A 22,631-nucleotide genomic window follows, 5' to 3' on the forward strand; every position below is an offset into this window, starting at 1 on the left:
AACTCCTCCCGGTGAAAAATAGCGCATACAAACTGCTGCTTTCACCTGGATAACTGGCCACGGCCACGCGGCAGTTACATACGTAGATGATTATCCAATCAGCTCGCGCATTTTCCTGTCCAACTCTATCCTGCTTGGCAGTAGCGCTTCATCTGGTATTAGCGTTCGTCCTGCCGAAACATAGAAGAACCCGGCTTCAATGTCTTCGGGGGCCGTTTCCACTCCCATCTCACGCAGCCTATCCGACCACGCCAAGCGGTAAATCGCCAGCTGTAGCGCCGCTACTTCCCTTTCCTTTCCGCGCGGCATCTGGCCTGTCTTCCAGTCAATGACGCTCCACTTCCCGTTGTCCTTAAACACCGCGTCGATTCGGCCGACGACCCGCCGTTGCCCAATGGCAATTTCAAACGGCACTTCCACATGCACTGGCGTGCGGTCAGCCCACTCGGATGCCTCGAAATTCGCCTTCAACTTCTCAAGTTCGCGTTCGGACGCGACTTGTTCTGTGCCGAGGAAGTCATCCAGTTGATTCCCGAAGAGATCCTCATCGTCCAGCAGGCTGTGTGCACCGAAGCGATTCTCCAACCAAGCGTGGAATGCCGTACCTCGGCGCGCGAATCGGTTTGGCTTAAACGGCACCGGGCGTGCTTTCCGACGAGCAAACGCGACCGGATCCGCAATCATGGCTTGGTATTCGCTAGTGGACATGCTTGTCGGCATTGGTAGATGAATCTCCGCGGCCTTAGCTCGACGGATTTCATCCACGAGAATGGTCGTTTCCGTTTCCCATACCTCAGACAGGTCACCTGCAATGGGGCGCTCATCCTGGTCTTCGCCCATGTAGCGCATGACGCTTTCGGCTGCTCGCTGCACACTATCTCGGCGGTTGCCCAGGGTATCGACGGGCCAGACCACCCCATCAACCGCAGTGTCGCAGTCCAGATCGACTTCGGTGTCCTCTACCTCAGGGTCCTCCCCATCTGTCCACGACACCACATAGTCGCTGAATTGCGTGGCGATGGCTGCGAAGTCCGCCGACACGTCGGTGGGTTTCTTCAAGCTCGGATTAGGCCGCCTGCTTGCAGTGACAATGAGCTTTTTCGCGGAGCGAGTCATGGCAACGTAGAAGAGGCGCTGTTTTTCTTCCCTCTCCACTTCTCGCAGCTCTTCCTTGTAGGCTTTGATTACCTTGTTGAGGTCGGTTTGGTTATCTGCGCCTGATATGTCCAGTTCGGGGGCATTGCTATCGACAGAATCAGCGACGGGAGCCCAATCGCCTGCTGCAAGCTGTGTTGCATCCCCTGTTGTTTCTGCACTAGCCGTTAGCGGATCCACTTGGGTAATTGCACCAGGAGGAAGCTGAACTGAATTGGTGAGCCACGATGACAAATCAACTCTGTCGAACTTGCTGGTGGTGATGCCCGGGACAGCAACCGTTTCCCACTCCAACCCCTTTGACTTGTGCATAGTCATGATTTGGACGCAGTTTTCCGGCATGTTCATAGGTGCCCGTTCCAAACCATCATCGTGTTCGACAGCGAACTCCAAATAGTTCAAAAACCCTGTCACATCGTCCGAGATATTTTGCGAATACGTCGCAGCGATATCGACAAACCTATCCAGATGCGCAGTCGTCGGCCTGGTTATCGCGGTAGCGGAACCGTACTGTCCAGCCGCTGCTTCTACGCGAATTCCAAACTCAGTAGCGATGTCCTCGACCAGTTCCGGTAGAGGCTTATTCAGCGAGAACCGACGTAGTTTTCGTAGGCTTGCACCCAACTGTGCGATGCGCGCCATTGCTTCATCTGTGTAGTTCAGTGACTCGCTGCAGACCAACCGCCCATTTTTTCCCACACTGCCGCGCGCTAGCGGGGTGCCGTCGTAAAAACGAATATCCGGGTCGGCGATGGCGTGCCCCAGCCCCACCGCGGACGATGCTGCTTCGGCATCTTCCACGAGCTTGTCATACTGGCGAGCGAGCTGGGAAAGCGGTGAGGAGTCTGAAGTCTCTTCGAGGTTGCCCTTCTTTCGGGCCAACTCGTCCTTGCCTGCCATTGCCAGCTGGTCTACACGAGTGCGAAGTGCCTCCACGTCTGCGGCACCCAAATTGACCTGTGGGCTGAGCAGCAGACGCAGAGCATCCTGGTCTGAACTGGGGTCGACCAATATCTTCATCACCGAGGTGATATCCATGACCTCGGGCAAATGCAGCAATCCAGCGAGTCCCACGATGATTGCAGGCACACCCCGCTCAGACAGTGCATCTAAATAGACAGCCGATTCAGCATTTGTCCGAACCAGGATGGCGGCATCGAGCTTGTTGCCAGCTGCTTCACATTCGCGTAATTGCGCCTCCATGCAATCTGCGATGTATGCAACTTCTTCCTCACCGGTTGCGGTGAAAGCAAGCTGCACTTCGCCCTGACCTGCTTTTGGACCGGCATCCAGTGCCTCTACTGTACGAGCCTGCCCCGCGAAAGCACGGTCGGAGACTGCGTTAGCAAGCTGCAGCACTGACTGCGGATTTCGCCAAGAAATGGTCAGTTGCTTTTTCTCCGCTGGCTTCCCATCCGACCGCGGAAAATCATTGACAAACTGCACAAGGTTTTCGGCAGTTGCTCCTCGCCAGCCATAAATTGCCTGCATCGGATCGCCGACAGCGGTGACACAACCACCGGAGAACAGCGCACGCAGGAACAGCCGCTGTGTGTGCGACGTGTCCTGGTACTCGTCGAGCATGATGATCTTAAAGCGACGCCGCTCCTCCTCTCCGACTTCCGCGAAGTCGGTGGCTAGTCGGGCCGCACGAGCCATCTGCATACCGAAAGTGGCGACATTTTCTTCATTGCACCGAGCTCGAACCTGTTCTACCAGCGGCAAAATCTCTAATCTCTCTCGCTGCTTATCGACGATGCCCTGTAGATCGCCAATTAGCCCCTCGCGTTTACCCTTCTGCGGGGTCTGCTCAATATTGCTGATGAATGCTTCGGTTTCCTCGCGAATCGCCTGCGGTGAAGAAAGGTTTGAGTCGATGTTCGCCCCCAGCTCAATAATGCGACTGGCCAGAGTCGATGGCGCAATATCGACATCAATTTCCTTCACATTACGAGCGGTTTCCCAGGCCAACTGCCACTGCGTCGCGCCATCCATAATGGTGACCCCCGGCTCCGTCGGCAGCAAAAGACCATAATTGCTAACGACTTCAGAGGCATAGGCATCGTAAGTAAGCGTGGTTGGGGCAATGACCTCGAGGCTTGCTAGTACCTTTGGTGAAGCCTGTGCACGAAATGCGGCAGAGGAAGCAAGCGCATTGAGCTGTTGTCGGATACGGACGCCGAGCTCGCGCGCTGCCTTCCTGGTGAAGGTCAAACCTAGAACTTCTTCTGGGCGGATAAAGCCATTGGCGACCAACCACACGACACGGGAAGCCATTGTCGCTGTTTTACCAGCACCGGCACCGGCGACAACAAGCATTGGTTCCATCGGTGCACCGATTACCGCCGCTTGTTGCGGGGTGGGCGGAAAGTCCTGGCCCATCATCTCCGACAGGGTGCCGGGATCAATGATGGTTCGTTCCTCCGACATGGCTACCGATTCCCTTCTGCTGCCGGGCACGCCTTCGAAAGCGTGCAGAACTTGCAATGATCACCAGCGAGCGCCAAGGCACGCGGGCCAGACGTCGCACGTGCTACCTGCTCCACACGACGCTCCCAGTCAGCCAACTTGTCTTCCGTGAGCTTTGACTGTTCTCGACTAGTGATAATGGTCTTATTGTGTGACTTTCGCGGAAATACCAGGTATGCCCCTGATTGTTCAATGCCTTCGCCGTTGTCCACAGCAAGCCCATCTCCGCTTTCAACGAGCTTCCCCTTCGACAACGCCAGCTGATATGTAGCTAGCTGTGCATGTTCTTCTACGTCTTTACCGGAGGGCGCTGTCTTACCGGTTTTAATATCGACGATTTGAACTGCACCATCAGCGTCTTCAATCAATCGGTCGATTCGTCCGACAATCACGATGTCATCGTTGATGGTGACTTTTACCGGAACCTCGGTCCCGATATCTTTCTTAGTCTCAATCCACCGCTGCCAATCCTCCAGCGCTGTCAACCAGGTGTCTTCCTCAGTACGCTTACGCCACTCCGGATCATCGGACAGGTCACCAAAAACACGCCGGATTTCGGACTGCGCCTCAGGTACAGTCACTCCCTTGGCTACGGCTTCTACCGCCTGATGAAGTAGAGAGCCTAAATACATGGCCGATGTCGGTGCTGATTTATCCAGCATGGCCTTCAGCGGGCAACTCAGGGCTGCTTCCACCTTGGAAGGGTTGATTCTCATCGGCTTCTTGTCATTTACCGGCTTCGAGGTCGACGGTGCACGGAGCCCCCACCAGGTGTCTGGATGTGCGCCAGCAACCTCAACCTGCGCCAATCGCGCGAGTTGACGTGCAGCTTGTCGACGCCGCGTCTCAGTCTCCGCATCGTCTACAACGGCTGCACGCAGTTCTGCCAGCAGTGACTCCACAGAGAGCACCCGTGGCAGGCCTTCACCGGCCCATTTGGATTCTTCTGCCTCTGCAACATCCGGACTGCCGGTGTTTGCTTCATTAGCCGTAGCCCCGACTCCGTTCGCAGCCGAAGAGGCTTCCGACTGCTTCGCCAGCTCCGTCCCCGAATTACCGAGCTTTTCAACGAGCTCGATAACAAACGGACTGGGAACTCCAACATCATCAGGAGAATCGACTGCGGTCAGCAGTACCCTGTCGCTAGCCCGTGATACCGCGACGTGCAGCAAACGACGTTCCTCCGCTAGCGCATCCGCCATGGAATTGATGTACTCCCGCGGTGCAATCCCGTGGTCGACGAGACCGATGAACTCGTTCTGCTTCATCACCGAGCCAGTTACACCGAGGCTGGGCCACTGGCCTTCCTGTACTCCGACAACTGCTACTGCCTTCCACTGCCTGCCCAGAGCCGCATGCGCTGAGAGAATGCGCACGGCGTCGCGCTCTACCCCGCTACGGTCACGTGCGCCGATGGGCAGCTCCTGTTCTTCCACAGAAGCGATAAAACCGTCAACCGTCAGCTTTGGATTCAGCTCCACACGGTCACCAGCAAAGTCGAACAGTGCCATCACAGCATCCAGGTCGCGGTCAGCCGATGCTCCAGCTGTACCGCCGCGCAACGATGCCGCCACCAGATGGTCTGCCAAACCAGTGGACTGCCAAATTGCCCACAAAGTTGCTTCCACACCATCACGCAACGCTTCACGCGCTGCGCTCAATAGATCCAGCGGCACCTGCAGCGCCTGACGTTCACGCTGCGACAGAGACTCAATAAGTTCCAGCTGCTCTGTTGTGAGTCCATCTGCTTTCAAGATTCCGATGAGCTGAGTCATCGCGGCCCCGCCGAACAGGTCGGCCTTTCGGATTCCGCGCAGCAGACGCTCTTTGACAATCGGATCCATGTTGACCAGTGGGCCGGAGAGGAACTCGTCCCACTCCACGTCATCGAGCTGGTTCATAGTTGCCCGCAACGCCACCATCAGCGCTCGCACCAATCGCTGATGACTTAGCACGATGTCCGTTGGGTCAATCTGCACAGGCACACCCGCACGCGACAATGCACGGAACAGAGAGGACTCCCCTGCACCGGACCGGACAATGACCGCCATATCCTTCCATGCCACCCCCTCGTCAATATGAAGGCGCCGGAAGTAGTCCGCGACTGTGGCTCGCTGTGCACGTTCAGAGGGATGAATAGCTATTTTTACTGCACTTTTCGCTGCGTACGAGTTTTCCGCTGCGACGGTCTCACTGTTGTTTCCAACGTCGGATTCACTAGCTTCTTGTGTTCCAACTGAACCAACAATGCCGCGGTATGCAGGAGCCTTAGGCAAGCGCTGAGAAACTGCGTTGACTAAATCCGCGATATCAGCGTTACAGCGGTAAGACTGCTGCAAGTGGATTGCCTTGTACTCGACCTCACCAATCCCCCGGAGATAGTCATTATTAGCACCGCGGAAGTGAAATACCGATTGATCTTCATCACCAGTAATGACGGCCACCGCCGCCTGCGACACAAACCGATCCACAAGACGCGCAGCCTCCGGCGATAGGTGTTCAGCATCATCGACCAGCACCACCGACTTTCCCCACCGAGCCAGTGCTTGCGCGTCTGTATCCAGCTCCATCAATGCCGCAGAGACAATCTCTGCAGCGTTCAAGCTGGGCTCCCACGCCAACCGCATAGTCTGCTGATACTCCGCCATAAACTTGCCAGCCGCACACCACGACTCAATGCCATAGTCCACGCCGAGCTGCTGAAGCCTCGGGGCATCAATCCCCCGCTCAGCTGCACGCAGCAGAAAGTCACGAACCGCACGGGAAAAACCGACTAATGGAAGAGCCGGGCGCAACCGCTCTGGCCAATACGCACCACCATCTTCCGCATGACCAGCCAAAAGCTGCCGCACGACAGCATCTTGGCGTGCACCAGTGGTCAACGATGGTTCAGGCTCTCCCCGACTGACGGCGGCATCACGTACTACTGCATAGGCAAGTGAATGCACGGCACGCACCATGCCACCTTGACCTGCCCCGAACGAACCGCCTTCCCCCAGTTCAGAGGAAAAACGCCTGTCAATATTCCGCCTCAATTCCGCGGCGGCCTCTTTTGACTGTGACACCACCAAAATGCTGTCCGCCGGAATGCCCGAGTGTATGTAGTCCACCGCGAGATCTGCCAGCAGCGAACTCTTGCCAGTCCCTGGGCCGCCTAAAACGCGCACAACAGGCTGGTTTACAAGCTTGTTCGCTACCACGAGCGCCCGATTATGGGAAGGGAAAAGCGCCTCTACCGCAGTACCCAACCACTGCCGACGACGAGGCGGTTCCTCCTGGACGAACCGAACCTTCGGCATTCCATCTACGTTCATGTGCACCATTGTGGCACAACCTCCGGACAGACACTCGAACACCCATTCGAAATAGAGGTAAAAATACCCCCGCCCCAAAAACTCCCGTGAATACTGCCAGGCGTTACTTAGACACAAACGCGCGGACTAGCGAAGCCGCACGGAACAGGCCACGATACGCACCCGGCTGCGATTCTGGACTAACAGCGTGGACAAAAAGTCGATAGCACATCGCACGAACGAGCAACTGACCGAAATCCGGCAAATGATCGAAGCGTCGCAGTAGCTCTTCATCAGCACCCATCATGGACAGACAATCCACTGCCGCTAAGGCAGCTGTCCAACCACGGACACGCCATGCTGGCACGATATCGGTGAGAACGGGGGCGGCCGTGCCGTCGTAAAGCAGCGTGCCGACGAGGTCTGCGTGACAGACCTGCAGAAGCTCCGTTGGCACAACCATCTCTGCCCGCAACTGGAGAAGATCACCGGAGATTGTGAGAGCCTCGGCGCAATCGGCGCGGGGGACGCTATCCGCGTCGAGAAGCTGCTCGAGGATGCCGATTGGGTCAGATTCCCAAGCTGCGCGATTACACATGACAAAGTAATCGGGCTCCTTATCAAGGAGGAACTGCGGCCGTTCAATACTGGCAAGCGACTCTTCCACGCGACCAGCGGCAACAATGGTTTCATCGGCACGTGGCGCGAATCCCCCCGGGATGAAATGACGGGCCTGCCACCCAGCAATGACCAAGCGGCCGTCACTAGTACGCACGGATTTCGCTACTCGGACGCCATCGACATCTAGCGCGCTGCGAACCTTTGCAGACCACAGCGCTTGCGCCGAATTATGTACCGGCGAAAGGACAATGGAATCGTCGTAGACCCAGCCATTGTCCCAAGCTCGCTCGGCACGATGCGGCTCACCCTCGGCACCAAAGGCCTCTAAAACACGGTCGGGAGGAGTGGCAATCATAATCTGCTACTACCTTGCTTTCTGAGTCGGTGCGGCCGTATCGTCGTCCGCCCCAAATGGATACGGCCAGCCGTTGGCAGAACACGTCTTGCCATCGACCTGATAGACCTCGCTGCTGTCGATTTCGTGCAGTTCATCGTTCGACACGCTCAGGGTCTGCTGCATCATGATTGGCGCGACACCGCCGTCCCTCGGGCAGGGCTCGTGAACCGCGTACCCAAGTCCGTGACCAACCTCGTGATTAATAAGGTATTGGCGATACAACCCCAGGTCCCCCTCAAAAGGCAGGGCACCTCGAACCCACCGGGCGATACTGACGACCACGCGCCCAGGCTCACCTTCCCGCTGCCCAGACAGGTAACAGGAGGTCTCCATTCCCAAGGTGTTTCCGCACAGCTGATGTGCGGTTCCAGTCGCGGAAAGCTGCACGACAATCGTCGGATCCTGATCGCGAGGCACTGCCTCGAAAGAAAAATCTGGATTAGCTGTCCAGCCACGTGGATCGGCTAGAATCGAGTTCACCGTCTCCGCAAAGGCGCGCTCGCCACCAATTGAAGGAACATCAATGTTGTCTTCAATTTCCACGGAATACCTGATCGCATTGCGGCGCCCCTCCCCGACGCGGGGATGCGCCACGGTGACATCTTCAAAATTTCCCGAGGGTTCCGTGGCAAAGGCCGGACCAGGTGGCAACTGCCCTCCCTCGTAGCCATCACCGTACCCCTCACCGGGCACCGGACCAGGGCGAATGTTGCCACTCTGCGAGGCAACAGTGCCATTGCCGGAACCTGAAGAATCATCTTCAGCAGGGAAGATGTCGAAGAGAATGATGACTGTGAGCACCACAAGTACGGGGATGGCATAGGCTCGCCACCCCCAACTCCTTGCAATGCGTACGAGAAAGGGTTCTTGCGTCATTAGGCGAAGAAGCCAACCTTACGGTCTGCGTTATTACCGGTACGGACGTAGGCGACCTTGTCAGCATTAATCAGGTACTCCTGACCAGCGCCGTCACTGAGCTCAATCACACCTTCGCCAGCAGCCAGCTTCTGGGAGATCGCAGCCTTGACCTCCTCGCCACCAGCGACGTTTTCAATGCTCAGCTCACGCGTATTGTCTGCAAATCCAATAGTGATGTCCATAGGTGACATCATAACCATTCCCAAAGCGGCTAGGATTAGAGAGACCGATTAAGCCGTCGTGTCACGTGAGGTTACAAACAGCAAAGGAGTCGCCGTGGCAGAGTCCCAGTCCCCGACATTCGTCGAATTGGGGGTCGCCGCGGAAATCTGCGACGCACTCGCCGACGAAGGAATCAACCGCACATTTGCCATCCAGGAACTGACGCTGCCCTTGGCGCTCGACGGCACGGACATCATCGGCCAAGCCCGTACTGGCATGGGAAAAACTCTTGGTTTTGGTGTCCCCCTCATTGACCGCGTCTTTGATGACGCCCGCATTCCAGAACCGGATGGCACTGCCCGCGCAATCATCGTCGTCCCCACCCGTGAGCTATGCGTGCAGGTCGGCGAGGACTTAGCCCGCGCTGCGCACTCAACCAATCTGCGTGTATGCACCATTTACGGTGGCCGCCCCTATGAGGAACAGATTGAACAGCTAGACCGTGGCGTGGACATCATCGTCGGCACTCCGGGCCGCCTCATCGATCTTTACCAGCGCAATAATCTAGAGCTGTCAGGCGTAAAAATTTTGGTTCTCGACGAGGCCGACGAAATGCTCGACTTGGGTTTCCTGCCGGACATCGAGAAGATTCTGGCTGCGGTGCCGGATGAACGTCAGACCATGCTCTTCTCGGCAACAATGCCGGGCCCAATTCTGACTCTCGCACGTACCTTTATGAATCGTCCGGTGCACATCCGCGCTGAATCAGGCGAGGAAGAGGCCACAGTCCATGAGACCACTAAGCAGATTGTTTTCCAATCGCACCAAATGGATAAGGTTTCAGTCATTGCCCGCATCCTGCAAGCCAACGGTCGTGGTCGCACCATCATTTTTGCCCGTACGAAGCGTGGTGCCGCTTCCGTTGCTGAGCAGCTCGGTGAGCGGGGCTTCCTGGTCACCGCCGTCCACGGCGATATGGGCCAGCCTGCACGTGAGCGCTCACTGACGGCGTTCCGCAATGGCGATGTCGACGTTCTGGTCGCAACCGATGTCGCGGCTCGCGGTATCGACATCGACGATGTCACCCACGTCATCAACCACCAGGTGCCCGATGACGAAATGACCTATGTCCACCGCATCGGCCGCACCGGACGCGCGGGACACAGCGGTGTCGCCGTTACACTCGTCGGCTGGGATGAGACCGCAAAGTGGAAGGCTATTTCAGATGCTCTCGACCTGGACATGGCCGAGATTCCGACGTGGTTTTCCACCTCCCCCGAGCTCGCCGAAGCTCTTGACATCCCCGAGGGAATCGATGAGAAAGTCGGGCCAGCCCGCCCGGTGTTGGGTTCCCGACCACCTCGCGGGCGTGGCGGAAGAGGTCCGCGAAACAACCGCTCACAGCCTCATCATCGCAATCGCGGCCAAGGACGAAACTCACGGCGGGACGGCCACTCCAATTCTCATCGTCGCCGCTAAACTGCTGCGCGTGCCAACTCCCCCGCCTCACTTCTCTCCACGACCACTCGTCGACAGGACATTCCAACCGTGCTGCAGTCACCACAAGCCAACGCTGAGCCCACCACTGCAGAGACCCGACTGCGTCGAAATCGAATCGCATCAGTCATTCTCATCATCGCCGTAGTGCTAGTCATCGGTTGGACATGGGTCGCTTCCCCGGCCCGCAAGGTCGATCACACTGAAACGACGGCTTCTGCCGGCTCGGCAATGCAAGCCCCGGCTGCGAACGATCCGGAGGCAATGCCACATACTCTCCGGCCGGTGTGGTCCACCGAATCGTCGGCAAGCGCAAGCACGCACACCATCTCTCCGGCGCCACTGGTGATGGACAACTCCCTCATCGTTGCTGAGGACCGGGGCGTGCGTGCTATCTCGCTTAACGACGGCACGGAGCGATGGCACTATCGACGAGATATTCCGCTGTGTGCGCTCTCGGGCAGTGATGGCCAAGTTTTCGCGACTTTTCGTGGGGCAGCTGGCTGCGGTGAGACCGTTGCACTCAAACCCGATTCGGGGCAGTATGTCGCGACCCGAAAATCGATTGCGGCTGACAGCCCTGCCGCCGTGCGCTCGAATTCATACGCGGGTGTCTACGACTCTGGATTCCTGGAGCTGTGGCGTTCTGACTTGGTCCGAGTAGTCGAGTACGGCAAGATTCCAGCATCCCCGGAACCGAAGATGCAGCCACATCCAGAGTGTTCGATTATCAGTGCGCTCACACGCGTGGAGCTGCTGGCCGTTGTAAACAATTGCGATGGTCACGGACGCCTGGTCATGCAGGTGGCAAATCCGGAGGAATCGCGGAAACCAGAAGTCAAGAGCGATATTGACCTTGGTCCAGTAACTGCAGATATGTCGCTGGTATCGATTGGCCAGGACACGGCAGCGGTACTGGCAGACAATCGCATCCGCGTTTTTCGTATGGACGGCACGATGCTAACTGAATTGGCGCTGGGTGAGACTACCCTGCGTCCAGCACCGGCTGAAGCTAACTCCGACGGCGATGCCCCGCGTGCGCCTTTTACAACGGATCTCCCCCATCACATGACGTGGTGGTCGCCACGTGGATTACTTGGCTTCCGTCCGAGCACCCTGGCACCGGATTTCGAGTTTCCTGAGGCCACAGGGACCCCAGCTCCATGGGGTGAGCATGTTTTCATGCCAGTCGCTGACGGAGTCGCGGTATTGAATGCCTCAACTCTCGAAATTATCGGCACACTCCCGTTGCCTGCAGCTGCGAAGTCCACTCATGCAAATGATGCGGACAAGCCGGAACTGCCCGTGCGCCTTGCAGTTGTCGGTGACACGCTACTGGTTCAGCGCGGCGAGTCAGTCGACGCGTTCGTCATCGAAATTTAAAAAGAGCGGGCAGCCCAGTCAATCGCCTTCGGACTAAACATACAGACCAGCGCCGCAATTGAAGCTGCTGCCGTCGGCAGAGCCAGCAGAAAAGCGCTCGAGCGGAACATGTAATAGGCCACACCCAGCAAGCAGAGGTTGAGCATAATAATCGGCCCGCGCCCCCAACGGGCGCCACGCAGCAACATAATCGCACCAGCGAGAACAGAGCCAAAAATGAGAAGGAACCACAGCGCGGTACCCCAACCGGAAATGACCGCGGCCTCGTCGCGGTACCCCATCAAATCACGAATCAGAAGGAAGACTCCGTAGCCCAGACCGAGGGCACATTCGGCGACACCGATCCACGCACCGACCATGACAACCTGAGGTGCGGCCATCGGCCCGTCAGTTACCGCAAGCTGGTCAGTAGTACGCGATTTGGACGCATTGCTGCTGTTTTTCTGGTTACTCACGCCCTACATGTTAGCCCGGTGAGAACCGATGAATACACTCTGGAGGCAAGTCGACCAATGCACCCATCACAGGTCTATTCATGCACTACTCTTGGTGCCTGTGCGTGCGTTGCTAATCTCCAATCCGAATTCGACCAGTAACTCTGCTCGACGCATGCCCAGCATTGTGCGGGCGCTTCGCTCAGTCGATGGGATCCGCTTGACATCCATGTTCACCGCTTACCCCGGCCATGCTGAGGAAATGGTGGCGGGAATAACGGTTCGCGATTACGACGTCATTATTTCCCTCGGCGGCGACGGAACCATTAACGAGATTGTCAATGGGCTCATGGACTCCAACCCATTCTCCGCACTGCCTGCCACTGAACTGCCTGCCATCGCGACAATTCCCACCGGCAGCGCCAACGTCTTGGCAGGTGCGTTGGGCATTCCCCGCGACCCCGTAGATGCCGCGTGGTACATCGCAAGCCTGCTGCGCTCCCGAACCCGCAGCGCTATTAGTGTTGGACATGCAGCAGAGCGATGCTTCGTCGTCAATGCCGGTATCGGCATCGATGCGGAAGTCATTTCCACCATGGAACAGCTCCGACATAACGGTACCCGCGCCAAAGCCGTGCGCTATTTGCCGGCAATTTTCACCGCATGGAACGAGTTGCGCAGAAGCCCGCCACAAATCACCGCAACTATCGACGGCAAGGAATTTGGCCGCGATCTCGCAATGGCTGTGGTGTCCAACTCCAATCCATGGACATTCCTCGGCGACCTCCCCATCGTCACCAACCCCACTGTGTCACTGCGCAGGGGCCTGGGGTTTTATGGCTTCACTTCTTTAAAGGGAGTGGCGGGGCTTGTCGCCGCAGCCAATTTGGCCGGTTTCTTCACCCGACTACGCTCCCCCTTCCACATAGAAGCCCGCGAACGACGCGTTGACAACGCTCAGCACATCCAGCTCACCGCTACTGCTCCACTTCGTCTCCAATTGGACGGCGAGTACATCAATCAGTGCGATTCCCTCAACATCCGCGTTAAGCAAGGCGCAATCAATTTTGTGGCGCGTGCCGACGATTACACCGAGGATCAGTTCACCAAGAAGGTCGCTACCCGCCCCGTGGACGAGCGCTTGCTCGTTGTGGTGACCAAAAAGGCCATGGATCGCACACGCCGCCTGTTCAGTACTAGCCAAAAGACCGAGGCAAACCCGGCTTAAGCTGTAACTGTTTACTGACAAGCCAACAAAAACGCGCCATACACCCTTACTACTGCAATTACCAAAACTAAAATCACCCCCACAAGAGGCTAGTTTTGACCTGGCGTTTTAACCAAAACTTCACTTTTCTGTGAGGTTTGGCACTTTTATTCATTTTGCTCTTTACGAACCGCTCCAGTCGTGAAAACATGTAAACCGTCAGCGAGACAGGCACGCAGTTCACTGGATGTGCAACCATGCAAGTCTCGCCTTTTTAGGCGCAAACTCTTTGGTGAGTCCCCACTACCTTTCACGTCGCATAGGTGATGCAACAGGTAGCCCCTCCCAAGATGCCTAATACCCCTGGGCAACCGGGAATGAACCCCAACCCTCGTTGAGATACGGCGATTTGTCGTGTCTGACGAAATCCATTTCCGGAGCTGCCTTCCCGCAAGGAAATTTAACCCTGCCCTCACCCGGGGCTCGTAATGTTTTAGGAGTTTGTCATGGATTGGCGTCACAAGGCCGTTTGTCGTGAAGAGGATCCGGAGCTGTTCTTCCCAGTCGGTAACTCCGGCCCGGCTCTCGCCCAGATTGCTAAGGCCAAGGTCGTTTGCAACCGCTGCCCCGTTACCGCTCAGTGCCTGGCTTGGGCACTTGAGACCGGCCAGGATGCAGGTGTCTGGGGCGGCATGAGCGAGGACGAGCGTCGCGCACTGAAGCGCCGTCGCAACCGCGGCCGCACTCGTCGCACTCGCACCAGCACCGCAGTCTAATTAAAAGACTTACCCCTTACCGTGTAATCTATACCGGTTGATACCTGTTTAACCCGATAGAAAGAGAGCCCAGCTATGAGCAAGCGTGGCCGTAAGCGCAAGGACCGCCGTAAGAACAAGGCTAACCACGGCAAGCGTCCGAACAGCTAAGTTGCCCTTAGTTACAGCAGCCTTAGCCATCACTGGCTAAGACATCTCACTCCACCCCGACACAACTCGGTATTGCATCGAAGGACGAGGTGGAGTTTTTGTGTCTCCAATGGAGAGCTCAACGGGTAGCAGGTCTGAAACTGACTAGGTTTATGACACGTGAATTGAATTCACCCGCGGTTTTTTGTCATAAACCTAGTCACTTTCTGCACCTTTTCGATACCTCTTCGATACCCCATCCTCGCTTTTCAGGATTAACCATCCGCCAGATCACTACCAGCGAGTTTGGAGCCCAAACCCCACCGGGAGTAACGTCTAAAAATAGAGCTTTTACAGGAGCTCCAGCTAGGTTGCTCGAAAGTAATGGGGCTATAGCTCAGTTGGTAGAGCGTCGCGTTCGCAATGCGAAGGTCAGGGGTTCGATTCCCCTTAGCTCCACAAATAATTCCACAAAAATATCCCAGGCCACATCTCCATGACCTGGGATTTTCCGTATTTCGCACTACCGCATTACGAAACATCGCATTAAGCATCAAAGGAATACACGCCAAAACCTAGCCGCCAGCAACTACCTGCGGTACTCCACCCGCGTATAGGACACGCGTATGCGGGTGGTAATGCGCTGGCGGAGGTCCTCAGGGGCAGGTTGCTGGCAGCACCGGCGCAGCAGCCGTCGGATAGCTTGCTCGGAACCGAACTCTTCTAAGCACTGAGGGCATTTGTGAATGTGTTCCTCGAGAAAGCGGCGCTCCTCCGAATCACACTCGCCATCCAAAAATGCGTGTAGGCGCGAGTGGACATCCTGACAGAAAGCATCTTCACAGGCGTGCCCGCGCTCTGGCGTCTGCTCCATATCTTGGCTCGACTCTCGGCTCATCGCGGAGAATCTCCCTTCTCTTCTTTCAAGAATCCACGTTCCACGGCTACGTTGTGCAACGCGTCTCGGAGCTGTTTTCTTCCACGGTGGAGCCGACTCATCACAGTTCCGATGGGTGTGCCCATGATTTCGGCGATTTCCTTGTAGGGCAATCCCTCGACATCGGCGTAGTAGACCACCATCCGGTAATCCTCTTTGAGACTCATCAAAGCGTCACGAATTTCCTCGTCAGGAAGCTTTTCCAGCGCTTCAACCTCAGCAGAGCGCAGCCCTATCGAAGTGTGCGACGCGGTTTCCGCGATCTGTGAATCGGTGATGTCATCGGTGGCGTACTCGGCAGGACGACGCTGCGCCTTGCGGTAGTTGTTGATGTACGCATTCGTCAGAATGCGGTAGAGCCATGCTTTCAGATTCGTGCCCGGCTTGTAGGAGCGGAAGCCCTGAAAAGCCTTTATATAGGTCTCCTGCACCAGGTCTTCGGCATCGGCGGGGTTGCGTGTCATCCGCAGCGCCGCTCCATAGAGCTGATCCAAAAGCGGCATGGCATCACGCTCAAAGCGCTGCGCAAGCTCCTCATCCGACTCATCAGTCCGGATGGCCGATGTTCCTGTCTGATCACCTGACATGCTACCTATCCTAAAACATCCGCACCCACGAGTCGGCAGACCCCCGTCACCAGGCATTTCGTAGCGTAATTGCGCTGATGTGCAACGATGGGAAATTATGTCGAAGAAGTCCGCCAAAAAATCCGCTGCCGCCACCCCGGCCATCGCCTTCTGTCAGAACGCCGGAATCGACTTCCACGTTCACCAATTCCCCCACGGCAGCGACAACTTCGGCGAAGAGGCCGCCTCTTGGCTGCTAGAGCACCTCGGCATCGAGCCCGAACGCATCTTCAAAACTCTCATTATCGAGCTATCCGGCAAACGCACTGGGCTGGCCATCGCCGTCGTTCCCGCCACCGGAATGCTCAACCTCAAGGCCGCCGCCGCGGCTATCGGGGCTTCCAAGGCCACGATGGCCGACCCCCATGACGCGTCACTTGCCACCGGCTACATTCCCGGCGGCATCTCCCCGCTTGGCGGTCGCCGCAAGCTCCCCACCGTCATTGATGAGACAGCCACTCTCTCCGACACTGTGTTCGTCTCCGGTGGTCGCCGCGGGTGGGACATCGAACTGTCACCCGCTGATTTGGTTTCGCTTTGCGACGCCACGGTCGCCGACATCGCCCGCTAATCCTGCGGCTACTCCTGCAACCTCCCCGCTGATACGGCCTTAAAACAGCTCCTCGTTGTGGCCGGGTACCGCGCCATCGGGCTCATCCAACAGGTGCGGCCCTTCATTCGCAACATTGCCGACGGCGCGGTTGACCGGTCGGATGGTCAGTTTGTCCACCACCTCGGCGCTGGTCACGCCAACATCTCCGTTTGCTGCCCAGGCCGAGAGATCCAGCCAATCGCTGACTTCGTCGTCGGCAAGCACGCGCGGCATACGATGATGCAGATCCGCGAGCTGTCCCACGGCGTCGGTGGTGAGAATTGTGGCGGAGACTATATCTCCCCAGCGTGCCCACAGACCCGCGACGGTGAAAAGCGGTGCATCATCACCGAAGCTGACGAAGTAGGGCTGGCGATTTTTCCATTCATACCAACCGTTCATGGGGATTGCGCAGGGAAGGCCGTCCCGGAAAGTCGGTTTGGACTGCCAGGTTTCCGCACGGGCGTTGAAGAAAGGTGTCGTTGGCACTTCGCGGGCCCACTGCGGAATTAAACCCCAGCGCACGGCGGCTGCAATGGTTCCTGTGCGGCCGGGATGCTCGCGGGCAAGAGCAACTATTGGCATGGTCGGGCCGATGTTGTAGCGGGAGGTGGGCAACGGGCCGTCGGCACGCACGGGCGCCAAACCGGGAATTTCAGCCGTGGTGCTGAGCAGCTTTTCGGCGACTGCGAAATTGACGAAACGACCACACATACCAACTGATTGTGCCGATGACTCCCCCTCTAGTCGAGGTATGGAGTGAAAGTGTTCCATAATTGGTTGTGTGTGTTCCCAAAATCAGAATTGGTCCGCCCCTACTGTAAGTGTCGACGGTGCCGAATCCGGTCGACAGCCTTTTAGCGCCACGGTGCAGATTGCCGGCTCGAAGTCGATTACGAACCGTGCTCTTGTCATCGCGGCGCTATCTTCGACCCCATCGGTTATCCATGGTGCTCTGCGCTCTCGCGATACCGATCTTATGATTCGCGCACTGCAGGCCTTGGGAACTGACATCAGTGCCGACTCGACATATTCGGGTGCCCCGAACCACACGCTCCGTGTCACTCCACGCATGCTCCGCGGTGGTGTCGTGGAATGTGGCCTTGCAGGTACGGTTATGCGCTTCGTGCCGCCTATCGCAGCTCTTGCGCAGGGGTCGGTGTTCTTCGAGGGCGACGTAGAGGCCAAGGCTCGCCCGATGTCGGCCGTGCTGGATGCCCTGCGCGGCCTCGGTGTGAACATCACTGGAAATGGGCTTCCTTTCACGGTCAATCCACAGGGTCCGAACCAGGGCAACCGCCTCGGTGACTCGGTCCAAGAGCAAGATCTGCCGGACATCGGCGGCGAAGTGGAAATTGACGCTTCGGCCTCAAGCCAGTTCGTCTCTGGCCTGTTGCTGTCAGCGCCGCGCTATGGCCGTGGCCTCGTACTTCACCCGACCGGTGAGATTCCATCCCGCCCGCACATTGACATGACCCTGGACATGCTTCGCGAGGCCGGTGTGCAGATCGAGGAGACCACGGCCGACGCACCTGAGGGATCACGCACAACGTTCACCATTCGCCCCACCGAAATGATGGGTCGTACTTGGCAAATCGAGCCCGACCTGTCCAACGCTGCCGCCTTCCTGGCCGCTGCGGCTGTCACTGGTGGCAGCGTCACCGTGCCCGACTGGCCAGAGCACACCACGCAGCCGGGCAACCGCATCCGCGAGATCCTCACCGCTATGGGCGCTACTGTGACGTTCAACCGTCACGAGGGCGGCCGCACCAGCCTCACCGTCGTGGGTCCAAAGCCGTCGGAGCTGCGCGGAATCACGATGGACATGTCCGAGATTGGCGAGCTGACCCCAACGGTCGCTGCCATCGCCACCCTGGCCACCACCCGCACCGAGCTGACGGGTATTGCACACTTGCGCGGTCACGAAACCAACCGTCTTGCCGCGCTCACCACGGAAATCAACCGCCTCGGCGGTCGCGCTACGGAGCTTGACGACGGCATTGCGATTGACCCCGTTCCGCTCCACGGTGGCCTCTGGCACAGCTACGCCGACCATCGAATGGCCACCGCTGGTGCCATTGTTGGCCTGCGCACGGAGGACGTGGAAGTCGAAAACATCAGTACCACCGCTAAGACCATGCCTGGATTCGACCTGCGCTGGCTGGAGATGCTCGGACTGGCCTCCCCCAGCCCTAGCTCGTTGGAAAAGTCGGTCGACACTCGACTTGATGGCATGGAGAACGGAACCGAGGCAGGGAAATAACAGTGGCGGCACGCAGGCGTGGACGGCAATGGGACGAGTCCGATGTACGCATCCGCCCCGGTAGAGGGTCTCGGCCACGGACGAAGGATCGCCCCAGCCACGCCGATGCCCACTGGGGCATGGTGGTGACCAAGGATCGTGGTCGTTGGGGTGTAGTCCTCGATAACAACGCTGATGTTGCAGTGACATGCATGCGTGCCCGCGAGCTCGGCCGCACCAATATCGTTGTCGGTGACCGTGTCGGTGTCGTCGGCGATGTCAGCGGCCGTGAGGGCACACTGGCCCGCATCGTCAAGCTGGCAGAGCGCAGCACGGTTTTGCGTCGCACCGCCGATGACAATGACCCGTATGAGCGCATTGTCGTGGCCAATGCCAGCCTGCTGCTCATTGTGTGTGCAGTCGCCGATCCTGAACCCCGCACCGGTTTTGTCGAACGCGCGCTGGTCGCGGCCTACGCCGGCGGTGTCCGTCCCGTGCTCTGTCTGACTAAGTCTGATCTGGCTGACCCAGAGGAATTTGCCGGGGAGTTTTCCGCACTCGGAGTGGATGTCGTTGTCTGCGGTATTAACGATAACTTGGCTCCTTTGTCAGAGCTCATCGATGTTCCAGGACGAGTGACAGCTTTGGTTGGGCATTCCGGTGTTGGGAAATCAACCCTCGTCAACCGGATTGTTCCCGAAGCCAACCGTGAGACCGGCGAAGTCAGTGGTGTGGGTAAGGGCCGCCATACCTCCACGCAGTCGGTGGCGCTGATGTTGCCGTCGGAAAGCGAAAACAGCGCGCCCTCGTGGATCATTGATACCCCGGGCATTCGTTCCTTTGGCCTGGCTCATGTGACACCGGAGACGCTACTGGCGGCGTTTCCAGATATCCAGGCGGCAACAGATGAATGCCCACGTGGTTGCACCCATTTGGGACCACCCGCGGATCCAGAGTGCGCCCTGGACAAGTTGGAGGGAGTTCAGCACCGTCGAGCGATGGCAGTGCGTCGTCTATTGATCGCTATCAGCGACAACGAGGACTGGGAGCTGGACATTGAAAGAGACTAGCCACACCAATTCTGCGGAGTCGTCCTCTGAAGCCTCGGCAAGTGCTGAGTCGAACAAAGAGGACTCCGGTCTCTACCCCGCTCCCGGCAGCTGGATTCGACTGTGCATCTACACACTTATCGTGGGTCTTGCGACGGGGCTCGGAGCAGCCGGGCTCGCGCTGATTATGCACGGAATCGAGTACGCGGTCTACGGGCAGCACGAGGGTGACGTAGCGGTCGTGACCGATGGCACCACCGGCCTACAGCGCTTTGTCGGGATCGTGTTGGCGGGGCTGATTGCAGGACCAATGTGGGCTGCTTTGCGCACAAAGGCGAAGCCCATTGAAAGCGTTGAGGCGGGCATGCACGGCCGTCTCATGCCTGTGTGGTCGACTCTTGTCAATGTGTTTTTACAGATGGCGACCGTAGCCGCAGGTGCATCCATGGGACGCGAGAATGCCCCGCGTGAGCTAGGTGCAATGGTGGCCTCGCAGATGTCGCATCGACTACGCATCGATCCGCTACACCGCCGTATTCTGGTCGCAGCAGCGGCCGGTTCCGGCCTGGGGGCGATTTATCACATCCCGCTGGCCGGAGCGGTTTTCTCGTTGGAGATTCTGCTGGGCTCACTGAGCATTACCGCGGTGATGGTGGTACTGGCGTGTTCAGCCATTGCCACGGTGACGTCGGGCATCGTGGTCGGCAGTAGCCCGCTCTACAGCCCAATCAATCTCTCAGACGGCTGGGGCAACCTCGGTGCGGCACTGCTCCTCGGCGTTATCTGCGGCGCCATTGGCTACGCATTTCGCATTCTCAGCTCGCGGGTGTTAGACAAGGCACCGACTGGCTGGCATTCTGCCTGGGCCATCCCCCTCGCGTTCACGCTAGTTGGTGTGATCTCGCTATGGATTCCAGAAGTATTGGGCAACGGCCGCATCGCTGCGACCACAGTTCTCATGGATCGCCCACTGCTGGGGTTTGCGGTCATGCTGCTGATCGCGAAAACTGTCGCGGTTCTAGTTACTTTTCGTTCGGGTGCCGTCGGTGGTCTGTTAACTCCCGGCTTTGCCCTTGGCGCGCTCAGCGGTTTCATCATCGGCTGCTTCGTACAACCATTGATGCCCTCAATTCCGCTGAGCGACTTTGCAATTCTCGGCGCGGCGGCCTTCCTGTCGGCGTCCATGGCAGCTCCACTTTTCGCACTGATCGTGACCGTGGAGTTTACCGGCCAGAATTCCTCGGCTTACTTAGCGCTCTTCCTCGCTGGTGCAACTGCGACACTAACTGTGACCATAATTCGCGCCTGGCTACGGCTCCCCCACAAACAATCAATGCCATGGAACCGCGAACCGGCAGCCGCAGCTGCAGTCCGCAAGCGGGTCGAGGGCTAACCGCGCCCAGCAGTGTGCGTTGAGCGACCTGTATAGGCTCGGACAATTTCCCGGACGCCTGGGCGAAGACGGCGGAGCATTCGCAGGCCCGTCGCTAAGCCCTTGCGTTGCGGGGAACTGGACTGGAGCTCCGCTTCAACCTGCGGATACTTCTTGAACGCCGCCTCCGAACGCACCTCTGGGGCGTTGTCCGGGTCAGCGACTAAGAAGCGATCCGGCAGCGACAACTTTAGTAGTGTGCGCTGGACCTGGAAGAACTGCTTCGGGAACGACCCCGTGTTGTATGGCAGGTCGTATTCTCGGCAAATCTGCTGAACCTGCTTCGAAATCTGCGCGAGCCTGTTGGATGGCATGTCTGGGAAGAGGTGGTGCTCAATCTGGTAATTCAGATTTCCCGAGAGCACCGACAACGCCAGCCCACCGTGGAAGTTCGCCGAGCCCAGCATTTGGCGCAAATACCACTCACTCTTGTCCTCGGTGTTGTACTGCTCCTTGGTGAAAGTCTCGGCATCATCCGGGAAGTGTCCGCAGAAGATGACAGCGTAGGCCCACAGATTACGGGCGAGGTTGGCCATCATATTCGCAAATGCCACTTCGCGGTAACGCGGACCCGCCATCGCCGGGAAGAGAACGTAGTCCTTGATCACCTGGCGCCCCGACTTGTTGAGAACCTCCATGAGCTGCGGCCGGGCCTCATCCCAGGATTTCTTGCCTGCAAACACACGCCCGAGCTCAACGTCGTAGAAAGCCACTGCCCATTGAAAAAGGCTGGCCAAGACCACGTTTGTCACCGGCTGCAACAGCGTCGATGGCTTCCAACGGCGGTCACGAGTCACCCGGAGAATGCCGTATCCCACATCGTTGTCCATACCTAACACGTTGGTGTACTTGTGGTGGACAAAGTTGTGGGAGTGCTTCCACCCGCTCGATGGGCAGGAATTGTCCCACTCCCAGGTGGCCGAGTGAATCTCGGGGTCATTCATCCAGTCCCACTGACCGTGCATGGTGTTGTGGCCGATTTCGAGGTTTTCCAAAATCTTTGCCAGCCCCAGCGCTGAGATGCCCGCCCATTTGAAACCCCAGTGTGCGGTGTTCTTCCACGACCTCGGCAGCAGCCCCAATTTGTTCAGGGCCATGCCTGCGGTCGGTACCATCAGCAGACCTCGACCAGTCACCTCAAGGGTGCGTTGAATGCGGATGAGCGTGCGGATGTAGCGAGCATCCTTCTGCCCCAGCGAATCGCGGTGTTGCTTTTCGATTTCCGCAAACCGACGCCCAATCTCTGCGACGTCTTCTTCGCTCAAGTGCGCATACGATGCGATATCGGAAATTGCCATGGGAAGGGTCCCAA

Annotated in this window: 19 protein-coding genes and 1 tRNA gene; 10 read left to right on the forward strand and 10 right to left on the reverse strand. The window is 57.8% G+C overall.

What is annotated here, in order from left to right:
• Positions 1-90 precede the first annotated feature (90 nt).
• The 5 genes from HMPREF2651_RS03900 to HMPREF2651_RS03920 all read right to left on the reverse strand — a co-directional run bounded on the left by HMPREF2651_RS03900 (position 91) and on the right by HMPREF2651_RS03920 (position 9,035).
• Positions 91-3,585 (reverse strand): ATP-dependent helicase, encoded by a 3,495-nt coding sequence (locus HMPREF2651_RS03900; protein WP_049182183.1) that lies wholly within the window; start codon positions 3,583-3,585, stop codon positions 91-93.
• A 2-nt stretch (positions 3,586-3,587) separates the two neighbouring features.
• Positions 3,588-6,938: an ATP-dependent helicase gene (locus HMPREF2651_RS03905; RefSeq protein WP_235191231.1), complete on the reverse strand. Its 3,351-nt coding sequence runs from the start codon at positions 6,936-6,938 to the stop codon at positions 3,588-3,590.
• A 103-nt stretch (positions 6,939-7,041) separates the two neighbouring features.
• Positions 7,042-7,893 (reverse strand): TIGR02569 family protein, encoded by an 852-nt coding sequence (locus HMPREF2651_RS03910; protein WP_049182185.1) that lies wholly within the window; start codon positions 7,891-7,893, stop codon positions 7,042-7,044.
• A gap of 9 nt (positions 7,894-7,902) precedes the next feature.
• Positions 7,903-8,811 (reverse strand): DUF3152 domain-containing protein, encoded by a 909-nt coding sequence (locus HMPREF2651_RS03915; RefSeq protein WP_070585980.1) that lies wholly within the window; start codon positions 8,809-8,811, stop codon positions 7,903-7,905.
• Positions 8,811-9,035: a DUF3107 domain-containing protein gene (locus tag HMPREF2651_RS03920; protein WP_065423001.1), complete on the reverse strand. Its 225-nt coding sequence runs from the start codon at positions 9,033-9,035 to the stop codon at positions 8,811-8,813. Before HMPREF2651_RS03920 ends, HMPREF2651_RS03915 begins: the two co-directional genes overlap by 1 nt.
• Positions 9,036-9,129: 94 nt before the next feature.
• Here HMPREF2651_RS03920 and HMPREF2651_RS03925 point away from each other — a divergent pair, with 94 nt between their 5' ends.
• Both HMPREF2651_RS03925 and HMPREF2651_RS03930 read left to right on the forward strand, forming a co-directional pair.
• Complete coding sequence (locus tag HMPREF2651_RS03925; RefSeq protein ID WP_049182189.1) at positions 9,130-10,494, forward strand: DEAD/DEAH box helicase; 1,365 nt, start codon at positions 9,130-9,132, stop codon at positions 10,492-10,494.
• A gap of 69 nt (positions 10,495-10,563) precedes the next feature.
• Positions 10,564-11,895: an Rv3212 family protein gene (locus HMPREF2651_RS03930; RefSeq protein WP_049182190.1), complete on the forward strand. Its 1,332-nt coding sequence runs from the start codon at positions 10,564-10,566 to the stop codon at positions 11,893-11,895.
• Here the strand turns inward: HMPREF2651_RS03930 and HMPREF2651_RS03935 are convergent.
• Entirely contained in the window at positions 11,892-12,350 is a 459-nt protein-coding gene (locus HMPREF2651_RS03935) for a hypothetical protein (protein WP_236658477.1), read from the reverse strand. The two genes, HMPREF2651_RS03930 and HMPREF2651_RS03935, sit on opposite strands and share 4 nt — an antisense overlap.
• A gap of 100 nt (positions 12,351-12,450) precedes the next feature.
• Here HMPREF2651_RS03935 and HMPREF2651_RS03940 point away from each other — a divergent pair, with 100 nt between their 5' ends.
• The 4 genes from HMPREF2651_RS03940 to HMPREF2651_RS03950 all read left to right on the forward strand — a co-directional run bounded on the left by HMPREF2651_RS03940 (position 12,451) and on the right by HMPREF2651_RS03950 (position 14,900).
• Positions 12,451-13,557 (forward strand): diacylglycerol/lipid kinase family protein, encoded by a 1,107-nt coding sequence (locus HMPREF2651_RS03940; protein WP_239663088.1) that lies wholly within the window; start codon positions 12,451-12,453, stop codon positions 13,555-13,557.
• Between the two features lie 485 nt (positions 13,558-14,042).
• Complete coding sequence (locus tag HMPREF2651_RS03945; protein ID WP_005511107.1) at positions 14,043-14,312, forward strand: WhiB family transcriptional regulator; 270 nt, start codon at positions 14,043-14,045, stop codon at positions 14,310-14,312.
• Between the two features lie 75 nt (positions 14,313-14,387).
• Positions 14,388-14,462, forward strand: coding sequence for a 50S ribosomal protein bL37 (locus tag HMPREF2651_RS11200; protein WP_014300525.1), 75 nt, complete (start codon positions 14,388-14,390; stop codon positions 14,460-14,462).
• A gap of 365 nt (positions 14,463-14,827) precedes the next feature.
• Positions 14,828-14,900, forward strand: a tRNA-Ala gene (locus HMPREF2651_RS03950).
• A gap of 130 nt (positions 14,901-15,030) precedes the next feature.
• Here the strand turns inward: HMPREF2651_RS03950 and rsrA are convergent.
• Positions 15,031-15,339, reverse strand: a complete 309-nt coding sequence (gene rsrA, locus HMPREF2651_RS11205) for a mycothiol system anti-sigma-R factor (protein ID WP_016422222.1) — start codon at positions 15,337-15,339, stop codon at positions 15,031-15,033.
• A complete protein-coding gene (locus HMPREF2651_RS03960) occupies positions 15,336-15,965 on the reverse strand; it encodes a sigma-70 family RNA polymerase sigma factor (RefSeq protein WP_016422221.1) in 630 nt (209 codons plus the stop codon). The genes rsrA and HMPREF2651_RS03960 overlap by 4 nt, the downstream gene beginning before the upstream one ends.
• Before the next feature lie 97 nt (positions 15,966-16,062).
• Here HMPREF2651_RS03960 and ybaK point away from each other — a divergent pair, with 97 nt between their 5' ends.
• Positions 16,063-16,575, forward strand: coding sequence for a Cys-tRNA(Pro) deacylase (ybaK, locus tag HMPREF2651_RS03965; protein WP_038627936.1), 513 nt, complete (start codon positions 16,063-16,065; stop codon positions 16,573-16,575).
• A gap of 39 nt (positions 16,576-16,614) precedes the next feature.
• Here the strand turns inward: ybaK and HMPREF2651_RS03970 are convergent, their stop codons facing one another.
• Positions 16,615-17,310, reverse strand: coding sequence for an SOS response-associated peptidase (locus tag HMPREF2651_RS03970; RefSeq protein WP_038627934.1), 696 nt, complete (start codon positions 17,308-17,310; stop codon positions 16,615-16,617).
• 70 nt (positions 17,311-17,380) lie between these two features.
• On the opposite strand from HMPREF2651_RS03970, the gene aroA reads away from it, so the two are divergent.
• Genes aroA through HMPREF2651_RS03985 form a run of 3 tightly spaced genes read left to right on the forward strand, consistent with a single transcriptional unit; the run spans position 17,381 to position 21,280 of the window.
• Positions 17,381-18,859: a 3-phosphoshikimate 1-carboxyvinyltransferase gene (gene aroA / locus HMPREF2651_RS03975; protein WP_080972919.1), complete on the forward strand. Its 1,479-nt coding sequence runs from the start codon at positions 17,381-17,383 to the stop codon at positions 18,857-18,859.
• Between the two features lie 2 nt (positions 18,860-18,861).
• Entirely contained in the window at positions 18,862-19,908 is a 1,047-nt protein-coding gene (gene rsgA / locus HMPREF2651_RS03980) for a ribosome small subunit-dependent GTPase A (RefSeq protein WP_038627929.1), read from the forward strand.
• Positions 19,895-21,280 carry a chloride channel protein gene (locus HMPREF2651_RS03985; protein WP_038627927.1) on the forward strand — a complete coding sequence of 462 codons (1,386 nt, stop codon included), beginning with the start codon at positions 19,895-19,897 and terminating at the stop codon, positions 21,278-21,280. The genes rsgA and HMPREF2651_RS03985 overlap by 14 nt, the downstream gene beginning before the upstream one ends.
• On the opposite strand, the gene HMPREF2651_RS03990 is transcribed toward HMPREF2651_RS03985, so the two are convergent.
• Positions 21,277-22,617: a fatty acid desaturase family protein gene (locus HMPREF2651_RS03990; RefSeq protein WP_038627925.1), complete on the reverse strand. Its 1,341-nt coding sequence runs from the start codon at positions 22,615-22,617 to the stop codon at positions 21,277-21,279. The two genes, HMPREF2651_RS03985 and HMPREF2651_RS03990, sit on opposite strands and share 4 nt — an antisense overlap.
• Between the last annotated feature and the right edge of the window lie 14 nt (positions 22,618-22,631).

Origin of the sequence: Corynebacterium sp. HMSC063A05 (assembly GCF_001809695.1) — a bacterium.
Taxonomy (GTDB): domain Bacteria; phylum Actinomycetota; class Actinomycetes; order Mycobacteriales; family Mycobacteriaceae; genus Corynebacterium; species Corynebacterium amycolatum.